We start from the raw sequence: 12,312 nt of genomic DNA on the forward strand, positions 1-12,312 counted from the left end.
ATTTTAATTTTTTTGTGAGGTGGTTTCAATAAATGATAAAAACACAGCACAACAAGCAGATAACACATCCTCTAAGGGCTGTTTAAAACCTTCGGAAACCCAACGAATAATAATATGCGTCACATAACCATTTAAACCTGTTGCCATTAATGAAACTTCTTCACCACTTTGGGGTGCATTTGGCATGGTAATCATCATGAATGCTTGAATAATACGATCAAATTGGGTCAAGGTTTCTTGAATCGTGGCTTGATTATGCAAGTCTTGAACCAACATGGCATCGATATAAATAATTCGTGCCATACGAGGGTCATCTTTAATTGCACTTAATAATGCGGATAAACCTGCCGTGACCATATTCTTAGGTTCAGGTGCAGCCATGAGCACAGCTTGGGTTAAGCAATTTTGCATTTTGCCAATCATTTTTAAGAATACCGTTTGGAAAAGCTCCTCACTTTTCTTAAATGATTCATAAAAATAACGCTCAGTCAGCTTCGCCTCATTACAGACATCTTTGACAGTGACCGAAAAAAAACCCTGTGTACCATAGGTCGCAATGCCTGCTTCAATCAATTTTTCGCGGCGAGCTTCTTTGCGTTCAGTTAAAGAGAGACCTTTAAACTGGCGCTCTTTCGCTTCGGTATTATTTTTCTTGCGTGTCGCTAGATCTTCAGTTGCCATGGAAAAACCGTTCCCTAAAAAGTCTTTAAATCGTATGTCTAAGATTTATTTGCATTTTAAACAGGTCTTGCGAATTTATAATAACTAAATTTCGTAAAACTTATTTCATCGTGTCTAAACATCTTACGTCATGAAATGTAAATAGACCTAATATGACAAGCAATATGTTGGTTATTGCCATTTGTCTTAAAGCTGTAGTGTACTATATTGACAACACGTATTGTCAAAATTATATTGGTTATAGCTTAAACTGCACATGATCAAGACAAATGTGTGCATATCATTCGAAATACAAAGGATAGGCAATGAAAAATTTTAAAAATAAAGTCGCAGCGATCACAGGTGCAGGTTCTGGGATTGGACAGCAATTGGCAATTTTATTGGCTAAACAAGGTTGCCATTTGTCATTGAGTGATATAAATGAGAAAGGATTAGCGCAAACTGTTGAGTTGGTAAAACAAAATCCAATCAAAGTAACGACCAAAGTTCTTGATGTTTCAAACCGTGAAGCGGTGAAGCAATGGGCGCAAGAAACTGTTCAAGATCATGGCTCAGTGAATATGATTTTTAATAACGCAGGTGTGGCACTTGGCTCAACTGTTGAAGGCGCAAGTTATGAAGATTTGGAATGGATTGTAGGCATTAACTTTTGGGGCGTGGTTTACGGCACCAAAGAATTTTTACCATTCATTAAGCAAACCAAAGATGGTCATATCATCAATATCTCAAGTATTTTTGGTTTAACTTCGCAACCAACACAATCTGCATACAATGCAACAAAATTTGCGGTACGTGGTTTTACTGAATCATTACGTCAAGAACTTGATATTGAAAAGAGTGGCGTAAGTTCTCTTTGTGTACACCCAGGTGGTATCCGTACCAATATCGCAAAAGCGGCGAAAATGAATGACAGTTTAAAGAGCTTGGGCATGGATCCAAACAAATCGATCAAGCAGTTTGATAAATTCTTACGTACACCACCAGAAGAGGCGGCCCGTCAGATTTTAAATGCAGTGTTGAAAGATAAACGCCGTCTGTTAATTGGAACAGATGCGCGTATTGTGGATTCTTTCCAGCGTTTATTCCCAACGGGTTATCAACGTCTTGCAGCGATTGCAACGAAAATGATGTAAGTTGCAAGCATAAAGAAGCCATTCTTAGAGAATGGCTTTTTTATTTGAGGATCAAAGAAATTTTTAAATAAGGACTTTGATCTTGGTTTTCTTCCAAACGAACTGATAATAAGAGGCTTGTAATATGCATAAGCAGACAAAAGAAAGTGCATAAGCAGTCCAAATGCCCGTTAAGCCCCATAACGAACTAAACCAATAGGCACAAGGGACTTCAATTAGAATAATAGTGAGAATATTAATCATCATGGGAACATTGACGGTTCCACTAGCTCGCATGATTGAAGCAAAAATAGCACTCGCACCGAAGAATAAAATTGACCATAACACAATAAATAAGAGCTGCTGCCCAAGTTCAATGACGCTGTGATCGGTAATAAATAGAGCCATTAAATATTTGGAAAATAAGTAAGCCAAAGTGATCAAACTACCAGTAAATATGACATTCATTCCCAAAGCGGTTCGTGTGACTTTGGCTAATAGTTCGGGTTTGCCTGCACCAATCGCTTGAGCGGCAAAAATAGAAGCCGCAATTGAAATAGAGAGGGCTGGAAATTGAATATAGTTGAGTACTTGGTTCACTGCACCATATGCTGCGGTCGCATGTGCACCATAATGATTAACCAAACCAATAATGACTAAGCCTGCCAATGAAGTTGTCACCATTTGGATGCCTGTTGGGATACCAAGCTTTAAGATTAGTTTGCTTAGGTTGCTATCGTGACGAATACTTTTCAATAGACGGGCATCTATTTTCAGTGGATGGTTCTTATAATTGAGATAGAAGCTCAGAAAAATAAGGACTGCGGCATATCCCATGATTGTTGCAACAGCAGGCGCGACAATGCCCAGAGCAGGGAATCCAAAATAGCCTTTGAGCAAAACAGGTGTTACCGCCAAACCAATCAGACTGGTTAGGCTCAATGCAATTAGAGGGGTAACACTATCACCGACACCGCGTAAAATCGAAGTATAAATAATATAGACAAACAGTAATGGACTACCCACCAGCATCCATCGAACATAGGGCAAAGAGAGGTGCATGACTTTAGGATCTGTACCTAATAATTGCAAAATATGCTCGGCAAAGCTCCAACCTAAAACAGCAATAATGCTGCCACCAATCAACGTCATAAATAGGGTAGAGCCAATCACACTTCTGACTTTTTCAAGATTTTGCGCACCCCATGCCTGTCCAATCAGTACAGTCGTTCCCGCTGAGATCCCGATCACAAATGCCAATAAAAAGAAAAGAATTGGGAAGAATACAGACACCGCAGCAATCGCATCTACTCCCATCATTTGACCGACAAAGATGGTATTAATCGTTCCTGATAAGTTCTGTAAAATGTTGGTGGCAATCAAGGGAACCAGAAAAACAAAAAATGTTTTCCAGAGATTGGGTTGCATGACCAAAGGTTGGCGTGGTGTCATTCTATTTCCTTCACGCTTCGCCCAGAAACGTTTCTATTTTTTCTTTTTCCACCATACCATCATCAATCAGGTTGAAGTCATGATTGTTCGGTTTATTTTTGTTGATCAACACTCTGCAAGGATTGCTCCTGCACCTTGTAAAGTCTGATCAGTTTTGGCAAAGCAGAATCGAATCAGGCGTAGTGACTCGGGCGCTTGTTGATAAAAAACGGAAATAGGAATCGCGACAATTTTGTGTTGCTCTGCGAGGAATTGGCACATTTCCACATCATTCAAGTCAGGGCGAATCGCACTATAATCGAGATTTTGGAAATAAGTGCCTTGTGATGGAATAAATTGCAAACGTGAGTTTTGAATTTGGGTATTAAAAAGATCCCGTTTTGCCTGATAAAAGTTCGGGAGTTCCTGAACGTGCTCAGGATGTTGCTGCATATAGTTCGCTAATGCTATTTGGCAAGGTGTGGTGCCGCAGAAATTGGCAAATTGATATATTTGACGAAACAAACGCATTAAATGTGGTGCTGCAACGCAATAACCCGTTTTCCAACCTGTGACATGATAACTTTTGCCAAAAGAACCGATTACATAACTGCGTTCACGTAATTCGGGGAATTGCAGTGCACTAAAATGTTTTTGTCCATCAAAAACGAGATGTTCATAGACCTCATCAGAGAGCACAACGATATTTTTATCTTGAATGAGTTCAATCAGTTGATGCCAGTCTTGTTCTGACCAAATCGCACCAGTCGGATTATGCGGTGTATTGACGATAATCATGCGAGTTTTTGCATTGATACAATCTTTAACTTTTTGCCAATTCACCTGAAATGTTGGTACCTCTAAATGAATATGAACGGATTTCCCCCCTGCCAGTTGTACTGCAGGGGCATAGCTGTCATAGCTCGGGTCAAAAATAATAACTTCATCATCTGCATGGATACAGGCTTGAATGGCACAAAAAATCGCAATGGTTGCGCCAGGGGTAATGGTGATTTCGGTGACAGGATCGAGTTGCAGTTGATCTCGCTGTAAAAACTGTTTGGCCAGTTGTTCTCTGAGTACTAAAACACCATCTCCCGCAGGGTATTGGTTATAACCTGAAAGCGTGGCTTGGCTCAGCGCTTCAAGCAATGCAGGTGGAGCAGGGAAATCGGGGAAGCCTTGAGACAGATTCAGTGCATTCAGTCGTTGTGCGAGTTCAGTCATCACGCTAAAAATAGTCACGCCTTGGCTTGGAAGTTTTGACTGAAGCTGCAACATTGTTTTTAACCTGATTGACGTTTTGTTTTGCCGTGATTGTATAGTGAAAAGTGATGCCTGACCAAGTTATTGTGATTAAGGTAAATGTTGAATTTTGCCGTTAATCGACTGAAAAAGGTGTCTTATGTCAGGAAAAAGCAGGTAATTGTGTCTGAATAAAAACAATAGTGACGGAATTGGTCATTTTTTATTGAAAATTGTCTAAAAAATTGTTGTTTTTCATGATGATACGCTATTTTAGTTGCTGCTGTAAAGCGCTATAATTTCTATCGAGGGGTTCAATTAAATACCAATTATCGTGAAATGGGACATAGAGTAATGGACAGTTTCGATCTAAAAATACGCTACCCACATCATATTGATTTAAAAGATGTAGAGCAGCTTGAGGCACTGAATACCATTGGGGTATTAACTCGTTTTGATAAAATGGGCTGGAAAAAACAATTAAGCCGTTGGCTGCAGCTTGATGGTGCTAGCCCAACGTTTACCATTACCGATGAAAAGACAGAACAGACCATAGAAATCGTATTGAATACCTACGGATCATCTCAGGAACTTAACTTTATCGTCAAGACAGACATTCCAGTGGTTGTCCCTAAAAAACAAATATTTGGATTAGTTACACGACAGGCGAAAGAAAAAGTTCATTTTAAACAACTTTCATTGGTACAAGTGAAAGCCTATCTAACTGCATTTTTAAAACAAGATACAGATACTTTGATTCGTTATTATCAAGAAAGTAAACAGCAACTGGTGCAATCTGCATAACGATGAGGAGCAAATTCCCCCATCGTTCTGTTGCTATTTACAAAACATTTTCAACAATGGCACGAATGATACCCAGCGCCAAACCAATAAACGCCCCGACAATCACACCGTTGACGCGGATCATATGCAAATCACCACCGACCTCACTCTCGATTTTGGCGATCATTTCGCGTGAATCCCACTCGTGGATACGTTCGCTGATATAACGGATGATCTTGTCGCTGTATTGTTCACTGAAATTCGTCGCTAAGCCGACCATTTTTTCATTCAGAACCTGACGGACTTTTTCATTCTGAATCAAGCTTTCACCAAGCTGTTGTATCGCAGCCTGTAAATTCGTTGCAATACCAGAATTTTCCTGCATTAAATCGGTTTTAATCGCATCACATAAAATTGCCACAGCACCACTAATAAAGTTCAGCACCTGTGGACTGTCTAGCACATCATCCTTGCTCTGATTTAAGCGCTTGCTGGCTTCACTGTTGCTGTCCGCAAGCTGTAACATCAGATTATGCGTGGTGGTCTCAATGTCCTGCCGCCACGGATGTTCAGGGTTAGCCAGCATGGATTCAACTTTTTCAATCAGTGAGTCAATTGTCCGTTGTTGCACATCAATCCCAATCCAGCTTGCGCCTTTGGCGAGTTTCCAAACACCTAATTCTTGGAACAGTTTACGTGATAGATCTCTTGCCTTTTCAGGATGAGAGACCATCCACTCATGCGCTAAATCAAGACCGCGTTGTAATACGTCTTGATGGAAATCATTTTCCAAAACAGCACGTAACATTTCACTGGCGAGTTTATTGATTTTGGTACTGCGTACCCATTGCACACTATTGTTTTGCACAAAGTGGGCAATTTGATCTTGGCTCACAAATTCAAAAATTTTCGGTACAGTATGTTGAATCATCTGTACGACTTGTTGGTTATTTTGAGGGTTGGCTAGCCATTGACCGACGGCCAAACTGAGGTCAGCATTTTTTAAACTGCGTTCAACGATTTGAGGAGATAAAAAGTTTTCTTGTACAAAGCGGCCCATTGATTCTGCAATACGCGCTTTATTCCGTGGAATGATTTCGGTATGGTCACGCAATAGTTTGGGTAAAGGCATTTTTCCAAAAGGATTGCGGAAAAGTACAGTGACAGCGTACCAATCAGCCAGCCCACCAACTACACCTGCTTCCGCACCTAACATAAAAATATGAATGACCCATTTATATTCAGGTAAAAAATGCGCCGCGACCATTAAGCCAATCCATGCTACAACCGCAATGATCAATGCCATAGTGGCGAAGTACTTACTTCTTTGCAGGCTCGGTACGTGGATTTCTTCGACTGAATTCATTGAGTCATCCTTATCAATTTACTTTTTGTTTTGAGGTAGTACAGGGGGCTGCAACACGTCTCCTGTTGGACTCAATCCGTATTTTTGCCCTAATGATTGCAAAATGAGTTGCGCATCAAAAGCATCAGGTGATTGCTGCTGAGTCTGAAAACACTCGATAGTATACGACACTTGGATTGGATCAAGATTGACCACTTGAGGCATATCATAGAATGGGTCAGGCCAAAAGGCTGGATGTCGGCGATAATAACCATATGGGTAATAAGAGGGTGTCGGATAAATCACAGCTTGGCGTTGCGTTTTATGTCGTGCGTTACTCGGATCATCAACAACAGTAAAATAACGGAAACCGTTTTTGACTGTAGTTTGTGCGGCTTTGAGTAAAGTAATTTCCTCTGCCGTACCATAACTCAAATTATTATCTGCTTGGAAACCAATACGGTAAGTTTTGTTATTCAATGGATAAGCGGTGAATTGACCCAGTTGATCGAAGGTTTTGGGTTTTGATGGAACAGTTACACATCCTGCCAGTGTTAATGTAACAAGGAGAGGGGCACATATGAATAAAGATTTCATTTTGCAATTCCTATGTTCAATGTCTCAGGAGACGAAAGACTTAAAAGCTGCTATTTGGTTGTGTTAAAAAGGTCAGTTCTTCAGGTGTCGAGCTTCGACCTAAGATGGCATTACGATGTGGATAACGCCCAAAACGGTCAATAATCACTTTATGCTTTTTTTCAAAGCTCAAATTAATTTCGTTCCCTAAACGTTGGAACAGTTTTAAAGCAAACTCGTGCATTAATTTAGATTCACTATGCATAAATGGCATATATAAAAATGAGCGTTGTTCGGGATTCAGTTGAGCATCGAATTGTAAACTAATTGCTTCTTGAGCAAGCATCAATGCCATGCTGTCATAGGCAAAAGCTTGCGCTTGATCACGATATAAGTTGCGAGAAAATTGATCCAACACAATGATTTCGGCTAAACGACCTTCTGGTGTGTGTCGCCAAGACCAAAGCTCTGCTTGGGTCGCTTGATGGTGAATTATTTGAAATTGGTCGCGAATTTTTGCATCAAATTCATCACTTTTGGCAAACCAAAGTGAACGGTGTTCAGGATTAAACCAAAAATTAAGAATATCCTGTGCTTGCATAGTTCAGTGCTCATGGGAAAATTTATTTTTAATAAAATCACAATTTCAGCATGTCTTATATAACAAGATTGTGATAAAAATTGCCAAACTAAATCAGATGACTAGATCACAATTGTCGTTATAATTGGCAGAATAACCAAGTCGCGACCATTCATGTGGTTGGCTGATCTTAAATAAGCGAGCATATAAATTATGAATCAACCCAGCATACATTCTTCCTCTGTGATACCGACTTGTGTAGATGCTTCGCTATTAAAGGGGATGCTACGCGGTATTGAACGCGAAAGTTTACGTATGCAAAGCAATGGATTTTTATCACAAAAAAATCATCCAGAAGCTTTAGGTTCTGCACTAACACATCCGCATATTACGACAGATTATTCAGAAGCATTGATGGAGTTTATTACTACACCGAAAACAACCATCGCGGCTGCATTAGATGAATTAAGAGATATTCATAGCGTGGTACATCAGCAGCTAGAAGAAGGCGAAAGATTATGGCCACTGTCCATGCCGTGTATGTTGGATGATAATGAAGAAAATATTCGATTAGCACAGTACGGCACTTCTAATATTGGCCGCTTTAAAACCTTATACCGTCATGGTTTAGGTGTACGTTATGGCCGCCGTATGCAAACCATTTCTGGCGTGCATTACAATTTATCTTTTCCTGATCAATTGTTTTCAGTATTGCAACAACATGAAACCAAGCCAGAATTAAAACAACTCAGTTTGCAGGATTATCGTAGCCATCGTTATTTTGGCCTGATTCGAAACTTTATCCGACTTACCCCTTTAGTGATGTATTTGTTGGGTGCAAGCCCATCGGTCTGCCGCTGTTTCCTAACAGGCCGTGAACATCATCTACAGCCACTGGTCAAGGGCACTCTCTATTTACCTGAAGCAACTGCCTTACGCATGGGGCGCTTGGGATACCAAAATTCAGCACAAAAAGAATTGGGCATCCATTATAACGATCTACACGATTATCTTGATGGATTACAGAAAGCGGTACATACCCCTTATCCTGAATTTACCGATTTAGGTTTAAATGATGAACAGGGTGAGCCGATTCAAATCAATGATCACGTGCTCCAAATCGAAAATGAATACTACAGTCTAGTTCGTCCGAAACAAGTACCACAAGCAGGTGAAACCCCATCACAAGCATTGAAGAATCGTGGTGTTGGCTATGTAGAATTACGTGCCGTAGATGTGAACCCTTATAGTGCGATTGGAATTGATGAAATTTCAGCGGGTTTTCTTGAAAGTTTAGCATTGTATTGTTTATTAAATGACAGTCCTGATTTATTTGCCGATGAACAGGAACAGATTGATCATAATCAAACTGAAGTGGTCAATCGTGGACGTGCAGTAGATGCTAAAATTATAGAAGGTGAAACAATAGTTTCACTGCATGATTGGGCACAACGTCATTTAAATGTGATTCAAGACTGCGCTACTTTGTTAGATCAAATGGATGGTTCACAGTTATATTCTGAGGCAATCCAAGTGATGCAGCAGCGTTTAGATCATGTTGAAAATACGCTTTCCGCGCATGTGATTAAAGATACTTTGGATCATGGTGGGACATGGAGCTTCGGGAGTGTCATGGCTCAACAACATGTCAATCGTTATGAACAACATCAATTGAGTGCAGAAAGAGAACAATATTTTGCAGAATTAGCGCAAACATCGTTGCAAAAACAGGCGCAACTTGAACAAGATAATGACATCAGCTTTGAACAATATCTTGCGCAATACCGTTAAAATTTTAGAGGACTTCCCATGCGATGGACTTACCGCTTAGTTAGTGCATTATTGGTACTAACGAGTATTATTGGTATCTCGTTTGCGTTGTATTTAGAACATGTGCAAGGTTTAGAGCCTTGCCCACTGTGTATTTTCCAACGTATTGGCTTAATTGGAATGGGATTGATTGCATTAGTCGCATTTATTCATAATCCGATTTCAAATGGTTTTAAACGTTTTTATGCACTATTAGCAACCTTATCCATCGGTTGGTCAGTGGGCGTGGCATCTCGTCATGTTTGGCTACAGCATTTACCACCTGATAAGGTGCCAAGTTGCGGTCCAGGCTTGGACTATTTAGTTGATGCATTGCCAATGAAAGCGGTATTTCAGGAAGTGCTTTCAGGTTCAGGCGAATGTGCAGCAATAGATTGGACTTTCTTAGGACAATCTCTACCCGTGTGGTCGTTGCTGTATTTTAGTTTGATCTTATTGGTATGTTTGTGGCAGTTGTTTAGACATTATAGTGTTGCTAAATAATAAAAAAGCCAACGTGAGTTGGCTTTTTTTTAGATCAAGAAGACTGACATCAGGTTTCTACGATGCCATCTAAATCATCAAAAGTATAATTATTCGGAACATTGATTAAATGTGTTTGGATACCTTCCTCAACGACTTCGTCAACATCGGGATATAACCAACGTGTAATCTGTTCAGCAACACTCGAATGGTACTGAATTTCAAAATGGTTTAAACCATAGAATACGGCTTTATGGGTTTCTGGTAATTTAAGTTGGAAGCGTGGATTTTGATGTTCACCTAGCGCACTTTCCACACTGACCAAATAATCGCCAATGACAGAGAGTGCTTTATTACGCAATTTCTCAAATTCTAAAGTACCTGCGATTAAGAAGGTATTGATATGAGAGGGTAATGGTGCAGGTTTACGATTATCATCAGCAAAGCCAATACGTGCATTATTATGTTCCCAATCGTCATCTCGAACACTGCCATGACGCAAATCTAAAATACCATTACTACGAATGTTGATCAGTTGACCAATTAAGCTAATAAAAGGGAACGCGCCCAATTTATCTTGCAAAATAAAACCAAAGCGTTCTAGCGCCGCACCATGATGTGGCGAACCAATACAAACTAAATTCTCAACCATATGCACCCATTGATAGAGATTCTGTTTGCCATAAAATAGGGCACTACGAGAAACCAAGCCACCCATACTATGTCCGATTAAATCAATGCTGGTGATTCTTGGATTTCGTTGTACTAAATCTTCAAGTACATTGGCAAAGCTTCGACCATTTGCAGAAATACGACGCCCTGTATTGTAGTTCAGATATAACATGGTGTTGTTGTCCCGTTGCGCAAGCAGACGTTCACCAATTCCACCATAACGGCTATTTGACCAGCTGAGATGATTCATACACAGACCATGTGTAAGAATGACAATACGACCAGTTAATTCACCTTGTTGTAATGATCCATAATGATCATAAAGCACCATAGGTAAAGCCATTGGGTTGTGTTGTTTTAAGAAAAAGTCTCCAAAAATCCCGTTTAATGCACCCACCACGAAATGCAGTGTTGGTGTCAGGGGTTTATCATGCAGCACAGGGAATTTTTCAATAATATGACGTAAACTTGGTGCAAGAAAACTGCTACCGTACTTCTGTAATGTGTCATAAGAAAATTGATAAAATTTTTGTAACTGTGGAAGTTTCTGTAAATTTTTAGCTTTTTGTGCGCTTAAACCAAGTGTTGTCCGTAACACTTCTGTTTGCACTAATTGCACCAATTCGTGAACACCACTTAAGCTCGTGCTCACAACTTGCGCCAAACCTTCCAAAACATCTGCCTGACTCGGGGGTGTACTGTCCCATTTGCAGTAGGTTTCATGCAGAGGCGTTAAACTTGGCATATTGATTTCCCCATCCTTGATATATACCGAAGGTTTGAAGTAATTGACTTAATATTCTTTAGATAAACTACAACAAACGCTTACATCTTATGTGTTTCATAAGTAATTTTTTTAGAATACTGATGAACGGAGCGCACAATCGTTTTTTGTGTCAGACAATATCAAGCTTAAATGTAATTTATATTGTTATTTATTTATCTATTAACTTAAATAATGTGATTTATTTGATAATAAGTCAAGCTGTTGTCTATTATGGTGCGTATGCAAATTATTTATTTACATGGCTTTCAAAGCAGCCCCATGTCAAAAAAGGGGCAACAATTAGAACAATATTGCACAAATGTTGAGCATGCTGATGTGCATTTACCTGATTTGAATAAACCGCCTGAACACGTTTTAAGAGATGTTTCTAAGCTGATTGAAAGTTTACCACTCCATCAAGTGAGATTGGTTGGAAGTAGCTTAGGGGGATTCTATGCGACATATTTTGTCGCAAAGTATGGATGCCCTGCTGTACTGATTAATCCTGCTATGCAACCATGGCAGTTATTCGAAGATTTATTCGGGATTGAACAAATCCCACTCAAAGTCACTGATTCATGGACACTCGATGCCGACCAATTGCAGCAATTACAATCAATTGCTGACACGAAGTTAAAGCATGCTGATAAAATTCTTGTACTGTTGCAACGAGGTGACGAAGTCTTGGATTATCGTCAAGCACAACGTTATTATAATGCAGCACAGCCATCTGCATTGATTTTAACCGACGCTGATGGTAATCATGCAATGGATGATTTTGAAGAAAAATTACCTTTCGTACTCCGATTTTTATCGACAGCCCTCTAAT

At 39.8% G+C, this 12,312-nt stretch carries 12 protein-coding genes; 5 read left to right on the plus strand and 7 right to left on the minus strand.

What is annotated here, in order from left to right:
* Window positions 1-3: 3 nt before the first annotated feature.
* On the minus strand, window positions 4-681 hold the full coding sequence (locus CDG59_RS03065) for a TetR/AcrR family transcriptional regulator (protein ID WP_087543540.1): 678 nt from the start codon (window positions 679-681) through the stop codon (window positions 4-6).
* Window positions 682-986: 305 nt separating this feature from the next.
* On the opposite strand from CDG59_RS03065, the gene CDG59_RS03070 reads away from it, so the two are divergent.
* Window positions 987-1,814: an SDR family NAD(P)-dependent oxidoreductase gene (locus CDG59_RS03070; RefSeq protein WP_005156992.1), complete on the plus strand. Its 828-nt coding sequence runs from the start codon at window positions 987-989 to the stop codon at window positions 1,812-1,814.
* Window positions 1,815-1,877: 63 nt separating this feature from the next.
* Here CDG59_RS03070 and CDG59_RS03075 read toward each other — a convergent pair whose 3' ends face one another.
* Window positions 1,878-3,245 carry an MATE family efflux transporter gene (locus CDG59_RS03075; protein ID WP_087543542.1) on the minus strand — a complete coding sequence of 456 codons (1,368 nt, stop codon included), beginning with the start codon at window positions 3,243-3,245 and terminating at the stop codon, window positions 1,878-1,880.
* 105 nt (window positions 3,246-3,350) lie between these two features.
* Entirely contained in the window at window positions 3,351-4,505 is a 1,155-nt protein-coding gene (locus CDG59_RS03080) for a methionine aminotransferase (protein WP_087543544.1), read from the minus strand.
* A 318-nt stretch (window positions 4,506-4,823) separates the two neighbouring features.
* Here CDG59_RS03080 and CDG59_RS03085 point away from each other — a divergent pair, with 318 nt between their 5' ends.
* Window positions 4,824-5,273 (plus strand): hypothetical protein, encoded by a 450-nt coding sequence (locus tag CDG59_RS03085; RefSeq protein WP_087543546.1) that lies wholly within the window; start codon window positions 4,824-4,826, stop codon window positions 5,271-5,273.
* A gap of 37 nt (window positions 5,274-5,310) precedes the next feature.
* On the opposite strand, the gene CDG59_RS03090 is transcribed toward CDG59_RS03085, so the two are convergent.
* Genes CDG59_RS03090 through CDG59_RS03100 form a run of 3 tightly spaced genes read right to left on the minus strand, consistent with a single transcriptional unit; the run spans window position 5,311 to window position 7,774 of the window.
* Entirely contained in the window at window positions 5,311-6,618 is a 1,308-nt protein-coding gene (locus tag CDG59_RS03090; RefSeq protein WP_087543548.1) for a DUF445 domain-containing protein, read from the minus strand.
* An 18-nt stretch (window positions 6,619-6,636) separates the two neighbouring features.
* Window positions 6,637-7,194 carry a CC0125/CC1285 family lipoprotein gene (locus CDG59_RS03095; protein WP_087537257.1) on the minus strand — a complete coding sequence of 186 codons (558 nt, stop codon included), beginning with the start codon at window positions 7,192-7,194 and terminating at the stop codon, window positions 6,637-6,639.
* 40 nt (window positions 7,195-7,234) lie between these two features.
* On the minus strand, window positions 7,235-7,774 hold the full coding sequence (locus tag CDG59_RS03100) for a DUF924 family protein (protein ID WP_087543549.1): 540 nt from the start codon (window positions 7,772-7,774) through the stop codon (window positions 7,235-7,237).
* Between the two features lie 192 nt (window positions 7,775-7,966).
* On the opposite strand from CDG59_RS03100, the gene gshA reads away from it, so the two are divergent.
* Window positions 7,967-9,544, plus strand: a complete 1,578-nt coding sequence (gshA, locus tag CDG59_RS03105; RefSeq protein WP_087543551.1) for a glutamate--cysteine ligase — start codon at window positions 7,967-7,969, stop codon at window positions 9,542-9,544.
* An 18-nt stretch (window positions 9,545-9,562) separates the two neighbouring features.
* Window positions 9,563-10,066, plus strand: coding sequence for a disulfide bond formation protein B (locus CDG59_RS03110; RefSeq protein ID WP_005156976.1), 504 nt, complete (start codon window positions 9,563-9,565; stop codon window positions 10,064-10,066).
* Window positions 10,067-10,115: 49 nt separating this feature from the next.
* Here CDG59_RS03110 and CDG59_RS03115 read toward each other — a convergent pair whose 3' ends face one another.
* A complete protein-coding gene (locus tag CDG59_RS03115) occupies window positions 10,116-11,462 on the minus strand; it encodes a hypothetical protein (RefSeq protein ID WP_005156973.1) in 1,347 nt (448 codons plus the stop codon).
* A 261-nt stretch (window positions 11,463-11,723) separates the two neighbouring features.
* Between CDG59_RS03115 and CDG59_RS03125 the strand changes: the two genes are divergently transcribed.
* A complete protein-coding gene (locus CDG59_RS03125; RefSeq protein WP_087543554.1) occupies window positions 11,724-12,311 on the plus strand; it encodes a YqiA/YcfP family alpha/beta fold hydrolase in 588 nt (195 codons plus the stop codon).
* The last annotated feature ends 1 nt before the right edge of the window (window position 12,312 follow it).

Origin of the sequence: Acinetobacter sp. WCHA29 (assembly GCF_002165335.1) — a bacterium.
Lineage (GTDB): Bacteria > Pseudomonadota > Gammaproteobacteria > Pseudomonadales > Moraxellaceae > Acinetobacter.

Excerpts from the sequence above, each read along its gene's own strand:
- CDG59_RS03065 (WP_087543540.1), bottom strand. The coding sequence starts at position 681 with ATGGCAACTGAAGATCTAGCGACACGCAAGAAAAATAATACCGAAGCG.
- CDG59_RS03070 (WP_005156992.1), top strand. The coding sequence starts at position 987 with ATGAAAAATTTTAAAAATAAAGTCGCAGCGATCACAGGTGCAGGTTCT.
- CDG59_RS03075 (WP_087543542.1), bottom strand. The coding sequence starts at position 3,245 with ATGACACCACGCCAACCTTTGGTCATGCAACCCAATCTCTGGAAAACA.
- CDG59_RS03080 (WP_087543544.1), bottom strand. The coding sequence starts at position 4,505 with ATGTTGCAGCTTCAGTCAAAACTTCCAAGCCAAGGCGTGACTATTTTT.
- CDG59_RS03085 (WP_087543546.1), top strand. The coding sequence starts at position 4,824 with ATGGACAGTTTCGATCTAAAAATACGCTACCCACATCATATTGATTTA.
- CDG59_RS03090 (WP_087543548.1), bottom strand. The coding sequence starts at position 6,618 with ATGAATTCAGTCGAAGAAATCCACGTACCGAGCCTGCAAAGAAGTAAG.
- CDG59_RS03095 (WP_087537257.1), bottom strand. The coding sequence starts at position 7,194 with ATGAAATCTTTATTCATATGTGCCCCTCTCCTTGTTACATTAACACTG.
- CDG59_RS03100 (WP_087543549.1), bottom strand. The coding sequence starts at position 7,774 with ATGCAAGCACAGGATATTCTTAATTTTTGGTTTAATCCTGAACACCGT.
- gshA (WP_087543551.1), top strand. The coding sequence starts at position 7,967 with ATGAATCAACCCAGCATACATTCTTCCTCTGTGATACCGACTTGTGTA.
- CDG59_RS03110 (WP_005156976.1), top strand. The coding sequence starts at position 9,563 with ATGCGATGGACTTACCGCTTAGTTAGTGCATTATTGGTACTAACGAGT.
- CDG59_RS03115 (WP_005156973.1), bottom strand. The coding sequence starts at position 11,462 with ATGCCAAGTTTAACGCCTCTGCATGAAACCTACTGCAAATGGGACAGT.
- CDG59_RS03125 (WP_087543554.1), top strand. The coding sequence starts at position 11,724 with ATGCAAATTATTTATTTACATGGCTTTCAAAGCAGCCCCATGTCAAAA.